Here is a 16,797-nt window from a genome sequence, read left to right as displayed (position 1 = left end):
AGTTTGGTTTAATTAGAATGCTAAGTTACTTTTTACTTTTTTTGAGTGCTTTTGGGGCTGCTACATTATTACCGCTACAATCAGAAGCTGTACTCGCTGCTTTATTATTAAAAAATCAACAGTCCGCTTTTCTTCTAATTTCGATTGCTACTTTCGGAAATGTACTTGGTTCATGTGTGAACTGGTGGTTAGGTTTAAAAATAGAACAGTTTAAACATAAAAAATGGTTCCCAGTTTCTGAAAAACGTTTAGAACAAGCTCAACGTTTTTATCATAAGTATGGCTTTTATTCGCTGCTTTTAAGTTGGACACCTGTGATTGGTGACCCTATTACTTTGGTTGCTGGCTTATTCAAAGAAAATTTTTGGCGCTTTTTATTTATGGTTCTTATTGCTAAGGCTGGGCGTTATATTTTCATTTATTGGGTAATTACAGACTTTATTTAAAGTAAAAGCATCCGAAGATGCTTTTATTAAAAGGATTGAATTAGTCTTCTGAGCTTTTGGTAATGTCGACTTTAAATAGGTCGTTTGTTTTTAACCAACAGAACGTGACCACTGCAAGTGTCATACAACCACCAAAAATAGTCGCGGCAATCGTTCCCAAATATTTAGCTGCTAGGCCTGATTCAAATGCACCCAATTCATTACTAGATGAAACGAACATTCCATTTACCGCCGCAACACGACCACGCATATTTTCTGGCGGGAAAATTTGCAAAATGGTCTGTCTAACAACAACTGAAATACTGTCACAAGCACCTGTCATCGCCAGTGCAAATAGGGATAACCACATATTGTTTGAGAAAGCGAAAAGAATCGTAAATATACCAAACCCAGCAACTGCGAGTAGCATGTTACGCCATGCGTGTTGAGTTGGAGGAAAACGAGTCAAAGCAATCATGGTAATGAGGGCACCAATAGATGGGGCTGCACGTAAATAACCTAAGCCTTCTGGTCCCACTTTTAAAATATCTTCTGCAAAGATAGGCAATAGGGCAATCACACCTCCAAATAAAACAGAGGCAAGGTCTAGAGAAATAGCCCAGAGAACTATTTTGGTTTTCCATATAAAGCGGAAACCATCACCTAAGCTTTCTAATACATTGGACGTTTCAATTTTAGGAAAGCTTCGTTTTTGTAATAAATTAATGAGAATAAAACAGATGCTGAGTAGGGCTGCAACACTAAAAAGACTGGTTTCTCTACCTAAGTAAGCAAGCATAAACCCACCTAGCATAGGCCCAATAATCACGCCACTTTGCCAACCAATCGTTGTCCATGTTGCGCCATTGGCATAAAGCTCGCGTGGAATTAAGAATGGTTTCAATGATGTGGCAGAGGGATTGTAAAACCCACGTATGGTACCTAAGCCAAAAATCACTGCATAAATACCCCAAGAAAGGAAATTTACACTGATATGACCTAAACCATGCAAATGAAACAGCAACCACAAAACTAAAGGTAGAGGCACTGAGAAAAATAAACAGATTTTCATAATGACCTGTTTATTAAATTTATCAGCAAAATAGCCACCCCAAAGCGATAGGGCAATAAATGGAATGGCTTCTGCTAATCCAATTAAGCCTAAAGTTAGAGGGTCTTTGGTAATTTGATAAAGTGAATAAGCAACAATAATTTCTTGAATCAAAATTGCTAACGTTAAGCAAAATTGATTAATGGTAACAATAGAGAAATCTCTATAGCGCAGTGCAGCGAATGCATCATGTTTCTGCATTTGAAATATCGTATGTTGATAATTTGAACATATTATAGAGTGAAATAAGCCACGATGCTGAATTTATTAGCAATGACTACCTTCTAAAAAATGATATGAATTTTTTAGTTTGTTAAGTTGGTAATCCAAAAAAATGCTAAGAGTAGTTTTAATTTTAGTCAGCATGCTATAAAATACGCGCTTCCTTACCTGCAGGTCGATTTTGCAATGGTGCGATCGCGCCGAACAGGTGCCTAAAAGAGGTTACTATGGCTAAGTTAAAAACTCGCCGTGGTGCAGCTAAACGCTTCAAAGCGACTGCAAACGGTTTTAAGCGTAAACAAGCGTTCAAGCGCCACATCTTGACCAAAAAATCTGCTAAACGTATCCGTCAATTACGCGGCTGTGTAATGGTTCATGTTTCTGACATGAATTCAGTTCGTCGTATGTGCCCATACATCTAAGGAGATTATAAATGGCTCGTGTAAAACGTGGTGTAGTGGCTCATCGTCGTCACAAAAAAATTCTTGCTCGCGCTAAAGGTTACTATGGTGCTCGTTCACGCGTTTACCGCGTAGCGTTCCAAGCGGTAATCAAAGCTGGTCAATACGCTTACCGTGACCGCCGTCAAAAGAAACGTCAATTCCGTGCTCTATGGATTGCGCGTATCAATGCTGGTGCTCGTCAAAACGGTTTGTCTTACAGCCGTATGATCGATGGCTTGAAAAAAGCTCAAGTGATCATCGACCGTCGCGTATTAGCTGACATCGCTATGCATGATGCAGTAGCATTTGCTGCTTTAGCTGAAAAAGCTAAAGGCGCATTAGCTGCATAAGCTTAGAGATTCAAAGAAAGACCGCTTTTTAGCGGTCTTTTTTATTTTTAGCAGTTCTATTTTAAAAAGAGAAAATAATCAGAGATAAATGATGAAAGACGAAAAATTTCTAAATGATTTAATTCAAAAAGTGCAGCAAGGTCATCAGTATAAATACTTATATTTCTGGGGACATACTCCTAAACAAGCTGATCTTGTTGATAAAAGCTGTTTTAGCCAGTGGTTCCCAGCGCAATTTAAGGTAGAAGGTGTTGAGTACTTTACTGCTGAGCACTATATGATGGCGCAAAAAGCAAAATTATTTAATGATGAAGAAATTTTTGCACGAATTTTGCAGGTTAAACATCCGAATGAAGCGAAGCAACTCGGCCGTAAAGTGCGTAATTATGACGAACAGATATGGCAAGAAAATCGTTTTGACATCGTGGTGCAGGCGAATTTTGCTAAATTTTCACAGCATCCTGAATTGAAAAAATTCTTATTGGCAACGAAAGACCGTATTTTGGTTGAAGCATCTCCTGTCGATAAAATTTGGGGTATTGGTATGGCCCAAGACCATTCACATATCCAAGATCCATCCCTATGGCAAGGTCTAAATTTGTTGGGATTTGCTTTAATGCATGTTCGAGAGCAGTTTTTAACTGAGTAGGTACGTGTGAGACTAATCAATACTTCATTCTAAAAAGTAGTGACGTGAGGGGAGTGAATTGAAACCATTAAATGACACAGATATTCGTATAGCATCATTTAAGGATGCATTATCTATTGCAGAAGTACATGTGCAAGGTTGGAAGGAAACCTATGCCGGTATGGTTAAACAAGAAATATTAGATGAGCTTAACGTACTAGATAAAGAACAGTTGTGGAAAGAGATAAGCAGAAGTCCTGATCATAAGTTATTTATCTATACAGAAAATGGAGTAGTAAAAGGCTTTCTCGATGGTTATTTAAATCCAGAAAATAATGTTGCTGAAATTCTTGCTTTTTATCTTTTAATAGAAGTTCAAAAGCAAGGCATAGGCCGTGAGTTATTTCAAAAGTTCTATCAATGCGCTTTAAATCAAGGTTGTGCTTTTATTCGTTTAGAGGTTTTTAATAAAAATCCGAGTCGCTTCTTCTATGAAAAAATGGGAGCAAAGTTAATTGATGAGGCCGAACTACCAGAGTTCGGCCTCGGAATAACAGAATTACTTTATCAATGGGAACTTTAATCTTGATTAAAGACCAAAATAATAAGCTAAGGCACAAATAATGATGGTTAGAACAATAAGCTTGATTACACCTGTTCCACCAGCTTTATGATGAGGTGCTTTTAAATGAGTTGCGGACTCATTCGTTGCATCAAAAGGAGAGGGTTTCTCAACAGGCTTTAATTGAGCTGTTTGATAGTGATTTGCTGCTTTCACAATCAGCTTTGCAAATAGGTCGTCAGTTTTGTGGGTAAAATTTCTTAAGTTAATAATTTGTTCTTGGTCTAAGTCTTCCCCTAAAGGATCATTTGCGGTGCGTTTCTTCTGCTCTAAATAATCTGATAAAGCCTGAGTGCGGTAGAGGAGTTGATGTGCACAATCAGCTGGGTAGTTTTCAGGAATAAGAGCAAGAGTCGGTTGATGATCTACCGAAATTTGATGTGTTGACCCATCAAAATATTTTTTCTCAAATTTAGGTTCTTCAAAACCTGCTGCATACTTACTTCGAAATAACTCAGTTTCCATAAAGTCAGCAATTTCATCCCATTGAGGTGCTTTTAAGTCAGCATCAACTTTCTTAGATAATTTTTCGTTCAGTTCAAAACGCCAAAAAGTTTCTAAGCGTAAATCACTACGCTGATTTAAAGGTGGTTCAAACTCGTTATCGCTGCTATACCATTCGGCAAGCTCATGGCCAAAAATCCATGCGATTTTTTTATTGTTTTGATGGCTCACAATAAAATGGTTATAAGGTAAAAGTTCTACATTATTATTTGGATTCTGCTCTTCATTTAAGATGGTTGATAAGTGAAGAGAGATTTGGGTTGTTCCCTGTTTTTTGAGTGCTTCTAGCCAAACTTGGAAATGTTGAGCAAGTAAATGCTGTGAAATTAAGTCACGAAACTGAAAACTATGTTGGTCAAAAATATGATGTTGTCGCCATTGGTTGAAGCTTGAATTCTGGCGAAGGTATTCATTACCGTAGGTCACAAGTGTAAGTTGTTGTTTCCAAATCTGATTGAGCGCCATAATAATTGATCTCATTGACGATAGTATTATTTTATACGTTTTATCTTTTTGTTGCCTAATACATTTTTCATGATGGATAAACTTCATCAATACGGTGAAAAACTGTTAGAATGCAGTGTTTTATTATATTTTTAAATTTGTTGCTTTGAGAGTTAATATGTCACTGGAAGCCCTGACCACAGAAGCGCTTGCTGCCATTGCAGCAGCTCAAGACCTTGTTGCACTTGATCAGGTGCGTGTGCAATTTACAGGGAAAAAAAGCCAGCTTGCAGAACAATCGAAAGCATTAGGGAAAATGGACCCTGAAGAACGTAAAGTACAAGGTGCTGCGATTCATGCTGTTCGAGAAACAATTAATAGCGCTTTAACTGAGCGTCAAACGGCATTACAACAAGCTGCGCTAGCGCAAAAACTAGCAAATGAGACCATTGATATTACTTTACCAGGTCGTGGACAGCGCATTGGTACAGTTCATCCTGTTACTCAAGTACAAGAACGTATTTGCCAGTTCTTTACTAAAGCTGGTTTTACAGTTGCAACAGGACCGGAAGTTGAAGATGACTATCATAACTTTGAAGCATTAAATATTCCTGGGCATCACCCTGCACGTGCCATGCACGATACTTTCTATTTCGATGCAAACCATTTGTTGCGTACGCATACTTCTGGTGTGCAAATTCGTACTATGGAAACAAGCCAGCCGCCAATTCGTATTGTATGTCCGGGCCGTGTATATCGCTGTGACTCAGACCAAACGCATTCGCCAATGTTCCATCAAATCGAAGGCTTGTACGTTGCTGAGAACACCAGCTTTGCTGAATTGAAAGGTTTATTAATTAACCTACTGAATGAATTTTTTGAGAAAGATTTAAAAGTACGTTTCCGCCCATCATATTTCCCATTTACAGAGCCTAGTGCAGAAGTGGATATCATGGATGAGCGTGGACGTTGGTTAGAAGTATTAGGCTGTGGCATGGTACATCCAAATGTATTGCGTGCTGCGGGTATTGATCCTGATAAATACAAAGGCTTTGCTTTTGGTTTAGGGGTAGAGCGTTTTGCAATGTTGCGTTATGGCATCAATGACTTACGTATGTTCTATCAAAATGATGTGCGTTTCTTACGCCAATTTGCCTAACATTTTTTCAGGATTAAATAAGGTTTATAAAGATGAAGATTAGCGAAAATTGGTTACGCACATGGGTTAACCCAGCCATTGATAGTGATACATTATCTGATCAGTTGACTATGCTTGGTCTTGAGGTAGATGAACTAGCGCCTGTTGCTAAGCCATTTACTGGGGTTGTGGTTGGTGAAGTTCTAACAGTTGAACAACATCCAGATGCAGACCGTCTACGAGTCACAACAGTGAATATTGGTTCAGGTGAACCGCTGCAAATTGTATGTGGTGCTCCTAACGTTCGTGTTGGAATGAAAGCACCTGTAGCAACTATTGGTGCAGTATTACCAGGTGATTTTAAAATCAAAAAAGGTAAGCTTCGTGGCGTTGAGTCACAAGGTATGCTGTGCGGTGCTTCTGAAATTGACCTTGAAGATAAAATCGATGGTTTACTTGAGCTACCTGCCGATGCTCCAGTAGGGGTAAACATTCGTGAATATTTGAAACTTGATGATAACGTCATTGATATCAGTATTACACCAAACCGTGGTGACTGTTTTAGTATCCGTGGCATCGCACGTGAGATTGCGGTAATTAACCAACTGCAAATGAATGAACCTGAAATCAAGTCAGTTGATGCGACAATCACTGATGAGAAAAAAGTAGTGATCAGCACGGATGGTGCTCCACGCTACTTAGGACGTGTAGTTAAAAACGTAAATATAAAAGCTGCGACCCCAGAGTGGATGGAACAAGCTTTAGCACGTTCAGGAATTCGTACTCACAGCATTCTGGTTGATGTAACGAACTATGTTCTCATGGAATTGGGTCAGCCAATGCATGCTTTTGATTTAGCTAAAATTGAAGGAACTGTGCACGTTCGCCAAGCTAAGCCACAAGAAACGTTACAACTTTTGAATGATCAAGAAGTTGAATTACAAGAAGATATAATGGTGATTGCGGATGACCAGAAAGCTTTAGCAATCGCTGGTATTATGGGCGGTCTAGCATCAAGTGTAACTGATGATACAGCTGATATCTTCTTGGAGAGCGCATTCTTCGCTCCACTTGCGATTGCTGGGCGTGCTCGCCGTTTTGGTTTACATACAGATTCTTCGCAACGTTATGAACGCGGTGTAGATTTTGAATTGCCATTACTTGCGATGAATCGTGCTTCTCAGCTCATTAAAGAATTAGCGGGTGGTGAGTTTGGTCCTATCACTGTAGCTGAAAAAACGGATTTACTTCCAAAACGTGAAGCTATTGAACTTAAGCAAGCTCAAGTAGACCAATTATTGGGATATCAAGTTGCTGCTGATTTTATTACAGATGCTTTAACTCGACTAAGGTGTAGCGTAACTGTTAAAGCTGAAGGTGAGTGGAGCGTTGTTCCTCCATCACATCGTTACGATATAGCAATTTATCAAGATTTGATTGAGGAAGTTGCACGTATTGATGGGTATGACAATATCCAAATTAGTCTACCAAGCATGGATGTTCAGCTTGCTAAGTACCAAGATCGTTTTGAAATTGCACAGTTACGCCAAACAGTAGTTACTTTGGGCTACCAAGAAGCAATTAGTTTTAGCTTTGCTGATGCAAAACTTGAAAAGCAATTGAACCCACAAGTAAATCCATTAATGCTTGCAAATCCAATCTCAAGTGATTTGGCAGCAATGCGTAGCACTTTGCTTTCTAGCTTAATTCCTTGTGTACAATATAATTTAAATCGTCAGCAAAGCCGTGTGCGTTTCTTTGAGCTTGGTTTGCGTTTTGATTATCAAGATGCTACGTCTATTCAAGACTTAAAGCAAATCCCGACATTAGCTTTAATTGCTGTAGGTTCTCGTGAACCAGAATCATGGCATGCTAAGCCACAGCCAATGGATTTCTTCGACTTCAAAGGTGAAGTAGAAGAAGTTTTAGCTGCTGGGCGTGTCAAAGTTGAATATGTACGCTCAGAGCGTGCTTGGTTACATCCGGGACAATCAGCTGAAATTTTAGTTGATGGTAAATCAATTGGTTACCTAGGTCGTTTGCACCCATCTTTAGAAAATGAGCTCGATTTGAGCACAACTTGGGTTGCTGAGCTTGATCAGGCAGCAGTTTTGCAATCTTATGTATCTAATTTTACAGAATTATCACGTTTTCCTTCGGTTAGACGTGATATTGCGCTTTTAATCTCTGATAATATAAATGTTAGAGATATTCAGCAGTTAATCGAAAAAACTGGTGGGGAGCTTTTAGACTCTACTTGGTTATTCGATGTGTATACGGGGCAGGGTGTCGAAGAAGGTAAACGCTCATTAGCGTTTGCACTACTATGGCAACATCCTTCACGTACGCTTGAAGATGCTGAAATTAAATCTGGTATGGACAATATAATCCAAGTGTTGGAAAACACTTATCAAGCGACATTGAGGGCCTCATGACAGCACTAACTAAAGCAGACATGGCTGATCATTTAAGTGAGTTAACCAGCTTAAATCGCCGTGAAGCAAAACAAATGGTCGAGTTGTTCTTTGACGAAATTAGCCAAGCGCTGATTGCGGGTGAGCAGGTTAAGCTTTCTGGTTTTGGTAATTTCGAACTTAGAGATAAACGCGAGCGTCCAGGACGCAATCCTAAAACAGGCGAAGAAATTCCAATTTCTGCTCGCCGAGTAGTGACCTTTAGAGCAGGTCAGAAATTTAGACAACGTGTTGGAAATGAGCAGATCGATTGATCTGCTTTTTTTATTTATAATTTTTAATGGTTTGGAATAAAGTATATTTTATAGGTGATAAATATTATTTAAATAATATATAACGTAGCTATTGTTTAAATTATAAAATTTAAGCATAAAAAAAGAGGACATAAAGTCCTCTTTTTTATCTAATCTAGAGTATAGATTAGTGTGCAGCAGAAGCAGCAGCGTCAGTAGCAGCAGCAGCAGCGTCAGAAGCAGAAGCAGCAGCGTCAGAAGCAGCAGCAGTTTCAGAAGCAGCAGCGTCAACAGCAACAGCAGCTTCAGAAGCAGCAGCAGTAGCTTCAGAAGCAGCAGCTACAGCTTCAGATGCAGCAGCAGCAGCTGGAGCTTCTTCTTTCTTAGAACAACCAACGAAAGCTAAAGTAGCGGCAACAGCAGCAGCAACAGCGAATTTTTTGAATAACATGGCATCACTCTCACAAAAAAAATTTGAGATTAAAAAAACCTAAGTTAGGCTGTTTTGCTTTTATTATTCCTAAACGTAGCTAGGTAACAACGCATGGAGCAGTCTAACTGGTCTGCCGCTATGCTATCACTGCGAATGTTGAAATACTACTGTCACCTGTCAAAAAAGCGTAGAAAAAACGAAAAAACAGGCTGTTTTTTAACAGAAAAAAACAATCAATTAGATTAAACATATTGGAAAAGGTATAAGTAAGCTACTAAAAAACCTAATTTTTTTACACTAAAAACATTTGTTTTCAAAAACTTAAATATATTCTTACATAGAAAACAACAAAATGTATTTTTGTGTAAAGCTTGTCAACCAAATAAAAAAGCTACTCAATAGAGTAGCTTTTCTCAATGATAGTAAAATTGATTAAGTTGAAGCTTTACGTTTCATTTGATCAAAGAAATCATCATTTGTTTTGGTTTCTTTCATACGATCAAGTAAGAATTCCATAGCAGCCAACTCATCCATAGGGTGAAGAAGTTTGCGGAGAATCCAGACTTTACGTAATTTATCTTCATCCATTAAACGTTCTTCGCGACGTGTGCCAGACTTTTTGATATTCATGGCAGGGAAGACACGCTTTTCAGCAATACGGCGATCAAGTGTAATTTCTTGGTTACCAGTACCTTTGAATTCTTCGTAAATTACATCGTCCATTTTACTGCCAGTTTCAATAAGCGCAGTAGAAATGATCGTTAAAGAACCACCTTCTTCGATGTTACGGGCAGCACCAAAGAAACGTTTAGGACGTTCTAATGCGTGAGCATCTACACCACCTGTTAGTACCTTGCCAGATGAAGGAATTACAGTGTTGTATGCACGAGCTAAACGTGTAATAGAGTCAAGCAAAATCACAACATCTTTTTTATGTTCAACAAGACGTTTTGCTTTTTCAATCACCATTTCTGCAACTTGTACGTGACGAGCAGGTGCTTCATCAAATGTTGAGGCAACAACTTCACCGCGTACAGTACGCTCCATTTCAGTTACTTCTTCTGGACGCTCATCAATAAGTAGAACAATAAGGAATACTTCCGGATTGTTTCTAACAATAGATTGCGCAATGTTTTGAAGTAACATTGTTTTACCCGCTTTTGGCGGTGCAACAATAATTGAACGTTGACCTTTACCAATTGGGGCAACTAAGTCGACAACACGAGCAGTTAAGTCTTCTGTCGTACCATTACCTAGTTCCATAACCAATTGTTCGGTTGGGAAAAGAGGAGTTAAGTTTTCAAATAAAATTTTATTTCGAGAATTTTCTGGCGTGTCATAGTTAATTTGATTAACTTTGAGCAATGCAAAATAACGCTCACCTTCTTTTGGAGGGCGAATAGTACCTGTGATGGTATCACCTGTACGCAAGTTAAAGCGTCGGATTTGTGAAGGACTCACATAAATATCATCCGGACCTGCTAAATACGAACCTGCGGCAGAGCGCAAAAAACCAAAACCATCAGAGAGAATTTCAAGAACGCCGTCACCAAAAATTTCTTCGCCATTCATTGCATGGCGTTTCAAGATGGCAAAGATAATATCTTGCTTTCGGTTACGAGCCATACCTTCAAGGCCCATAAATTCAGCAATTTTAATTAGTTCGCCGATTGGTTTTTTCTTGAGTTCAGTTAAATTCATAAGGGTCAGAATTAGGAAAGAGTAGAGTGTGGTTTAAAAGAAGAAAAATCGCTCGCATACAAAAAAGAGTATCGCAATTGTATTTACACAATAACAATTCAGAAGTCTGATTAACTGTTTCGAAGAGAAATGTGAAAAAACAATTTCTGTTGCCGAGTGGCGATCTTTATGTTTGTGTCTTGTAAGAAGCCGGACAGAAGACGATTCCCTTCAGTGCCTCTTGAGCATGCAATATAAGTGAGATCAGCTAATTTGTCAATTTATAGCCGAAAAAAATACGCTATATAGGTATAGCGTATTTTTATCTATAACGTTTCGTTTTAAACGTTTTCGTCAATAAAGCTAACGAGTTTAGAACGAGGTACAGCACCGATTTGTTGAGCTACTACTTCACCATTTTTGAAAAGTAATAGAGCAGGAATATTACGGATATTGTATTTTACTGCAGTATCTTCACAAGAAGTCACGTCAACTTTAACGATTTTTACTTTACCAGCATATTCACTTGATAAATCTTCAAGAACAGGTGCAATGGCTTTACAAGGCGCACACCAACCTGCCCAGAAGTCAACAAGTACAGGTGTTTCAGCATCAAGAACATCTGCTTGGAAGTTATCATCAGTTGTATTTACAATAGTCGCAGACATGGTACGGCTCCAATTTTTAGAAAAAAGTGCTATCACTGTGTGAGGATATAATCTCTATCAGTATTACATAGCTACTTAGTTCAATGTAAGGGTTTGATGCTATTATTCAAGGCTTAACTAAATTTGTCTAATGGATGCTCACGATATTCATCATCGGCTTGTACAATCGTTTAACAAATAGAAAAATATCGATGGCTAATAAATGTTGATGAAAATGGCTTTTCAATTGCATTCTTGTGAATTACTCTAGGCGTGAATTGTTATGGGTTTAGTTCAATAATGTCTGACTTTCTGATTGATGAAGAATTACTTGCTGCCATAGATATGGGGTCGAACAGTTTTCACCTTGCGATTGCACGGGTAGATCACGGTGAAGTTAAAAAAGTGGCTTCAATGTCAGAGAAAGTACAGCTTGCAGCTGGTCTGGATGAAAATAAAAACCTAACAGAAGCAGCGCAACAACGTGGATTAGCATGTTTAGCTCGTTTCGTTGGACGTTTAAGTTCGGTTCAACCCAATCGTTTAAGAATTGTGGCAACGAACGCTTTGCGTCAGGCTAAAAATGGTCATGAGTTTATTCAAAAAGCGGCCGAAATTTTACCTAAACCTATTGAAATTATTGCGGGTCGTGAAGAAGCTCGTTTGATTTATCTTGGTGTATCTCACACGATGGCTAATGGTGGACGTCGTTTAGTTGTAGATATTGGTGGGGGATCTACCGAGTTTATTATTGGCGAAGAGTTTGAGCCAATTTATACCGAATCATTACAAATGGGATGTGTGGCGTATACAAAAGCTTATTTCGCTGATGGCGAAATCACACAAAAAGCCTTTGATAAAGCTGTAGTTGCTGCCCGTAAAGAACTTTCGGCAATCGCAACGACTTATAAGATGGAAGGTTGGGATACTGTTGTTGGCTCAAGTGGAACGATTAAAGCTTGCCGTCAAATTATGGTGAATATGGGGTTAAGTGACGAGCAAGAAAATGTCACTCGAGAAGGCCTATATAAACTCAAAGATAAACTACTTAAGTTCAAAAATATTTCTGAAATTGATTTTGAAGGTTTACGAGAAGATCGACGAGCAGTTTTGCCAGCCGGATTGGCAATTTTGTACGCAGTTTTCGAAGTTTTAGAAATTGAACGTTTGGCATATTCTGATGGTGCATTACGTGAAGGGGTCATGTATGACCTGTTAGGTCGTTTTAAGCATGAAGATATTCGTGATCGTAGTGTACAGGCCTTAATGGGGCGCTATAATGCCGATCCTAAACAAGCAGAACGTGTCGTAAATACAGCCCAACATTTATTTGATGGTGTTGCAAAATCACTTAATTTAACTAGTGAAGACAGTGACTTACTACGTAGAGCAGCCTATTTGCATGAAATTGGTTTAGCAATTAGTCACGGTGGATATCATCGTCATGGTGCTTATTTATTACAGCATTCTGATATTCCTGGTTTCTCACAAATTGATCAAAATCATCTTTCACATTTAGTTGCTCACCATCGACGTAAATTACGTAATGATGTAAAAAATGAAGTTTTGAAGGCTGGCGGTAATAAATTACTTTACTTAAGTTTATTACTTCGCCTTGCAGTTTTACTCAATCATAGTCGCAGTGATCAGATGCTTCCTGCCATTGAATTAACCATCATAAATGATCAACAATGGCAGCTTAGTGTTTCTGGTGATGCCAAACAATGGCCATTGTTAGTTGCCGACTTGCATGATGAGCAAGAGCAGTTTAAGCATTGGGACATTGAATTGAATATTCAGTCGGAAAAATTTATCGATTAAAGGGATAATATTCGACCTATGAAAAAAGCTACTCAGTCCAAAGCGTGGACAACGGTTCAAATTGCACGTCATCCTGATCGTCCGCAATTTCTAGATTATGTCGGTGAAATCTTTACAGAGTTTGATGCCTTGCATGGTGATCGTTTGTTTGGTGACGATGGTGCGATGGTAGGTGGTCTTGCTCGTTTTGACGGTCAACCTGTGATGGTCATTGGACAACACCGTGGTCGTAGTACCCGTGAAAAATTAAAGCACAACTTTGGTATGGCGAACCCAGAAGGTTACCGTAAATCTCAGCGTTTATTAGATATGGCTGAGCGTTTTAATCTTCCAGTCTTTACATTTATTGATACTATGGGCGCTTACCCAGGTGTTGGTGCTGAAGAGCGTGGACAAGCTGAAGCAATTGCAACGAGTCTTGCTCAACTTTCAAGTTTGAAAGTTCCTGTAGTTGCAACAGTACTCGGTGAAGGCGGTTCTGGTGGTGCTTTAGGTATTGGTGTTGCTGACCGAGTAATTATGCTATCTCATAGTATTTATTCTGTTATTTCACCAGAAGGCTGTGCATCTATTTTGTGGAAGACTGCTGAAAAAGCTGCTCAAGCAAGTGAAGCTTTAGGTTTGACAGCAGATAAGCTGCAATCTTTAGGTATTGTTGAATATGTAGTAGATGAAGGCGAAGGGGCTCATTTAGACCCTGAGCGTGTTATGCAAAATCTAAAAGTAGTTTTGAAGCAAGCTTTAGATGAATTGCTACCAATGGATGCAAATGAACGATGCGAAGCACGTTATCAACGTTTAATGAAGTTTGGCAGCGAAAATTTAGGCATAGCGTCTTAAAGCAGTCTCAAGAGTTTTCAGAGAATAGCTCTTTTCTTATTGGATGTAGTGGCGGCATGGATTCAATGCTGCTGCTACATTTGATGTCTCAAATTTTCCCTCAAAATATCCGAGTAATTCACATTGATCATCAACTGCAAGAACAAAGTGCAGAATGGTCGAAACTAGTTGCCAATCAAGCAATAAGTTTAAATATCCCTTATATTATTCAAAAAGTCCAAGTTACTGATGGTAATTTGGAAGCTCAAGCACGTCAGGCACGTTATCAAGCTTATCTACAGCATTTACAACCTAATGAAATTTTAGTGCTTGCACACCATCAACAAGATCAAGCCGAAACAGTTATATTAAGATTGTTGTCGGGAGCTGGTGTTGATGGACTTGCTGCTATGCAGTCTATTGATTATCGTGTAGATATGGCGATTTGGCGTCCTTTTTTAGATTTAACTCGTGAACAAATTGCTGCTTGGACCGCTCAACTTGAAATTGAGTATGTAAATGATCCTACAAATTATGATATTCATTATGATCGGGCATGGTCACGTGAAGAGCTTTGGCCATTCTTAAAAAACCGATTTCCAAAAATGCAGCAGGCTTTAAGCCGAACCAGTTACCTGATGCAAGACGCTTCTGAAATTTTAGAAGAAGTTTTAAAAGTTGATTTAGAGCATTGTGGCACGGCTGAGTGTTTAGATTTAACTAAATTACTAGAGTTGACATCTGCACGTCAGCGTCAATTACTTTCTGTTTGGATGAAAGGTGATGGACAATATCGGCCTGCATTTGAAATGGTTGAGCGGTTAAAGAGTGAAGTAATTAATTCAAAGTCTGATGCGCAAGCCGCTTTGCACTGGAATCAGTTTTACTATGTCCGTTATCAAAATTACCTTTATAGATTAAGTAAGCAAGAGTTTCTTGCTGAAAAATTAAATCCAGTTGAAGTAGAGTCGAAGCATCATTTCCAAATGGGGGAAATAGTGCATTACGCTTCAGGGCATTTTCAGATTACACAAAAAAATATTGGTTTGGCACCATCTTTATTAAATAAAAAATTGTCAATAATTCGACGCCAAGGTGGAGAAAAAGTCCATTTATACGGTCGTGTTGGGCAATGGCCCTTAAAAAAAGCAATTCAAGAAGCACATATTTTGCCTTGGCTTCGTCATACAATTCAAATATTAGTCATAGATAATGTTATGCTTGGGGTTTTTACACCGAAAGGATTTTGGTTGGCTCAGTCTCCGTATTGTGAGCAAGGAGGATGGCAACCAGATTTAATTTCTCATTCTTGTGATCTGGTAAATGGCGAATATGGTTATGACAAGTGCAGTAAATAGTAATATCTGTTTTATTGGTGGTGGTAATATGGCCCAAGCGTTGATTGGTGGCCTGATTTCAAGAGGTTTACCGCCAACACGTATTACCGTTTCAGATCCAGTTGAACAAATCCGCCATTTATTACAAGAAAAAGAAGTTCATGTAACACAAGATAATGTGGCTGCAATTAAAAATGCGGATGTCGTTGTATTGGCAGTAAAACCACAAGTTTTGGCAACTGTTTTGCGTCCTCTAAAAGGACTTTTATCAGATAAATTGGTTATATCAATTATTGCTGGTGCTGAAATTCAAACGATATCAAACTTAATTGATAGCAACCGAATTGTTCGCGTTATGCCAAATACGCCAGCCCTCGTTCAAACTGGTGCGCATGGTATCTATGCAAATGATGTGGTGGGCTCTGCGGATCGTGAATTAACGAGTCAAATTTTAGCAGCCACAGGCTTAACAATTTGGGTAAACTCCGAAGCTCAAATTGATGCGGTAACAGCGGTTTCTGGTTCAGGTCCTGCATATTTTTTCTATCTCATGGAAAGTATGATCCGTGCTGGTAAAAATTTAGGACTTGATGAAAAAGTTGCCACTGCTTTAACTCTTCAAACGGCATTAGGTGCAGCTCAAATGGCAATTACGAGTTCAAATACTCCATCTGAACTTCGTAAGAATGTGACATCACCAAATGGTACGACACAAGCTGCACTTGAAGTTTTTGACCGTGCACAAATCTCCCAAAATATTCAATCTGCATTGGCTGCTGCACAGAAGCGTAGTCAAGAGTTGGCTCAAGAACTGAGTGACAGTGCAAAATAGCTTAAATAGGATAAGACAACTATGGGTGCAAATTCTGCGCTAATTTTTGGAATTTTAATTAATGTCGCGATTTTATTGGTCTTTTTCCGTTTTTTAATGCAATTGGCGGCAGTAAGTCCTTATAATCCTGTGGTTTTATCGACAGTAAAAGCGACGAAAATTGTTGATATTTTTGGCCGAATTTTTCCAACGGTCGCAAAAGGTCGATTCAATTTAGCCGCGTTAGTTCTTTTAATTATTTTATATTTACTGAAAATTTTCGGTGTAATGTATCTTTCTGGCTCAATGCCAAATAGTCCGATTCATTTAGTGATTTTGACATTTGTGACCATGATTCAAGATTTGATTCGTTTCTGCCGTTATTTGATTTTTGCGACAATAATTTTGAGTTGGGTGGTTATGTTCACTCAATCGCGTTCACCTTATATTGAGGTGATTCAAGATTTAGCTGAACCATTACTGGCACCATTCCGTCGTTTGTTGCCTAATATGGGAATGATTGATTTGTCTCCAATTTTGGCATTCTTGGCACTGTATATTGCCGAGATCTTAATGAATGAAGTCGCTAAAGTTCTTTTAACTGGACTTTAAGTTGAGATGATAAAAAAGGGCTGTATTTCACAGCCCTTTTTTT

The 16,797-nt window shown here is 38.7% G+C and carries 19 protein-coding genes and 1 pseudogene; 15 read left to right on the top strand and 5 right to left on the bottom strand.

The annotated features are described in order from the left end of the window. The first annotated feature begins 17 nt into the window (after nt 1-17). Nucleotides 18-446, top strand: coding sequence for a YqaA family protein (locus I8T81_RS15870; RefSeq protein WP_033846493.1), 429 nt, complete (start codon nt 18-20; stop codon nt 444-446). Between the two features lie 40 nt (nt 447-486). On the opposite strand, the gene nreB is transcribed toward I8T81_RS15870, so the two are convergent. Beyond that, nucleotides 487-1,737 carry a nickel resistance MFS transporter NreB gene (nreB, locus tag I8T81_RS15865; protein ID WP_198071626.1) on the bottom strand — a complete coding sequence of 417 codons (1,251 nt, stop codon included), beginning with the start codon at nt 1,735-1,737 and terminating at the stop codon, nt 487-489. Nucleotides 1,738-1,875: 138 nt separating this feature from the next. Between nreB and I8T81_RS18970 the strand changes: the two are divergent. The 5 genes and pseudogenes from I8T81_RS18970 to I8T81_RS15845 all read left to right on the top strand — a co-directional run. Next, nucleotides 1,876-1,974, top strand: a pseudogene (locus I8T81_RS18970) (hypothetical protein); the annotation flags it as partial. Nucleotides 1,975-1,985: 11 nt separating this feature from the next. Continuing rightward, a complete protein-coding gene (rpmI, locus tag I8T81_RS15860; protein ID WP_002054552.1) occupies nt 1,986-2,180 on the top strand; it encodes a 50S ribosomal protein L35 in 195 nt (64 codons plus the stop codon). Between the two features lie 11 nt (nt 2,181-2,191). Continuing rightward, the gene (gene rplT, locus I8T81_RS15855; protein WP_000124858.1) at nt 2,192-2,551 is read left to right on the top strand and encodes a 50S ribosomal protein L20; all 360 of its coding nucleotides are present in this window, start codon (nt 2,192-2,194) and stop codon (nt 2,549-2,551) included. Nucleotides 2,552-2,642: 91 nt separating this feature from the next. Then, nucleotides 2,643-3,200, top strand: a complete 558-nt coding sequence (locus tag I8T81_RS15850; RefSeq protein ID WP_198072783.1) for an NADAR family protein — start codon at nt 2,643-2,645, stop codon at nt 3,198-3,200. Between the two features lie 58 nt (nt 3,201-3,258). After that, entirely contained in the window at nt 3,259-3,762 is a 504-nt protein-coding gene (locus I8T81_RS15845) for a GNAT family N-acetyltransferase (RefSeq protein ID WP_198071625.1), read from the top strand. A 6-nt stretch (nt 3,763-3,768) separates the two neighbouring features. Here the strand turns inward: I8T81_RS15845 and I8T81_RS15840 are convergent, their stop codons facing one another. Further along, nucleotides 3,769-4,770: a hypothetical protein gene (locus tag I8T81_RS15840; protein ID WP_198071624.1), complete on the bottom strand. Its 1,002-nt coding sequence runs from the start codon at nt 4,768-4,770 to the stop codon at nt 3,769-3,771. A 157-nt stretch (nt 4,771-4,927) separates the two neighbouring features. Between I8T81_RS15840 and pheS the strand changes: the two genes are divergently transcribed. The 3 genes from pheS to I8T81_RS15825 are packed head-to-tail and all read left to right on the top strand — an operon-like array spanning nt 4,928 to nt 8,615. Beyond that, complete coding sequence (pheS, locus tag I8T81_RS15835; RefSeq protein WP_002054514.1) at nt 4,928-5,908, top strand: phenylalanine--tRNA ligase subunit alpha; 981 nt, start codon at nt 4,928-4,930, stop codon at nt 5,906-5,908. 32 nt (nt 5,909-5,940) lie between these two features. Then, a complete protein-coding gene (gene pheT, locus I8T81_RS15830; protein ID WP_198071623.1) occupies nt 5,941-8,322 on the top strand; it encodes a phenylalanine--tRNA ligase subunit beta in 2,382 nt (793 codons plus the stop codon). Then, on the top strand, nt 8,319-8,615 hold the full coding sequence (locus I8T81_RS15825) for an integration host factor subunit alpha (protein WP_000126166.1): 297 nt from the start codon (nt 8,319-8,321) through the stop codon (nt 8,613-8,615). The genes pheT and I8T81_RS15825 overlap by 4 nt, the downstream gene beginning before the upstream one ends. Before the next feature lie 166 nt (nt 8,616-8,781). Here the strand turns inward: I8T81_RS15825 and I8T81_RS15820 are convergent, their stop codons facing one another. After that, nucleotides 8,782-9,045, bottom strand: coding sequence for a hypothetical protein (locus I8T81_RS15820; RefSeq protein ID WP_004698569.1), 264 nt, complete (start codon nt 9,043-9,045; stop codon nt 8,782-8,784). A gap of 93 nt (nt 9,046-9,138) precedes the next feature. Between I8T81_RS15820 and I8T81_RS15815 the strand changes: the two genes are divergently transcribed. After that, nucleotides 9,139-9,273: a hypothetical protein gene (locus I8T81_RS15815; RefSeq protein WP_077162702.1), complete on the top strand. Its 135-nt coding sequence runs from the start codon at nt 9,139-9,141 to the stop codon at nt 9,271-9,273. A gap of 186 nt (nt 9,274-9,459) precedes the next feature. On the opposite strand, the gene rho is transcribed toward I8T81_RS15815, so the two are convergent. Both rho and trxA read right to left on the bottom strand, forming a co-directional pair. Next, nucleotides 9,460-10,728 carry a transcription termination factor Rho gene (gene rho, locus I8T81_RS15810; protein WP_001054522.1) on the bottom strand — a complete coding sequence of 423 codons (1,269 nt, stop codon included), beginning with the start codon at nt 10,726-10,728 and terminating at the stop codon, nt 9,460-9,462. A gap of 320 nt (nt 10,729-11,048) precedes the next feature. Beyond that, the gene (gene trxA, locus I8T81_RS15805; protein WP_002054512.1) at nt 11,049-11,375 is read right to left on the bottom strand and encodes a thioredoxin; all 327 of its coding nucleotides are present in this window, start codon (nt 11,373-11,375) and stop codon (nt 11,049-11,051) included. Between the two features lie 279 nt (nt 11,376-11,654). On the opposite strand from trxA, the gene ppx reads away from it, so the two are divergent. The 5 genes from ppx to I8T81_RS15780 are packed head-to-tail and all read left to right on the top strand — an operon-like array spanning nt 11,655 to nt 16,754. After that, entirely contained in the window at nt 11,655-13,175 is a 1,521-nt protein-coding gene (gene ppx, locus I8T81_RS15800) for an exopolyphosphatase (RefSeq protein WP_004698565.1), read from the top strand. 18 nt (nt 13,176-13,193) lie between these two features. After that, a complete protein-coding gene (locus tag I8T81_RS15795; RefSeq protein ID WP_004698563.1) occupies nt 13,194-14,015 on the top strand; it encodes an acetyl-CoA carboxylase carboxyltransferase subunit alpha in 822 nt (273 codons plus the stop codon). A gap of 56 nt (nt 14,016-14,071) precedes the next feature. Further along, a complete protein-coding gene (tilS, locus tag I8T81_RS15790; RefSeq protein WP_244937309.1) occupies nt 14,072-15,352 on the top strand; it encodes a tRNA lysidine(34) synthetase TilS in 1,281 nt (426 codons plus the stop codon). Next, nucleotides 15,327-16,163, top strand: coding sequence for a pyrroline-5-carboxylate reductase (gene proC / locus I8T81_RS15785; RefSeq protein WP_077169012.1), 837 nt, complete (start codon nt 15,327-15,329; stop codon nt 16,161-16,163). The genes tilS and proC overlap by 26 nt, the downstream gene beginning before the upstream one ends. A gap of 21 nt (nt 16,164-16,184) precedes the next feature. Beyond that, nucleotides 16,185-16,754: a YggT family protein gene (locus I8T81_RS15780; protein ID WP_002054582.1), complete on the top strand. Its 570-nt coding sequence runs from the start codon at nt 16,185-16,187 to the stop codon at nt 16,752-16,754. Nucleotides 16,755-16,797: the final 43 nt, after the last annotated feature.

The organism is Acinetobacter seifertii, from assembly GCF_016064815.1.
Classification (GTDB): Bacteria; Pseudomonadota; Gammaproteobacteria; order Pseudomonadales; family Moraxellaceae; genus Acinetobacter; species Acinetobacter seifertii.
The sequence above is the reverse complement of the archived record's forward strand: the minus strand, read 5'-3'. Positions and strand labels throughout refer to the sequence as shown.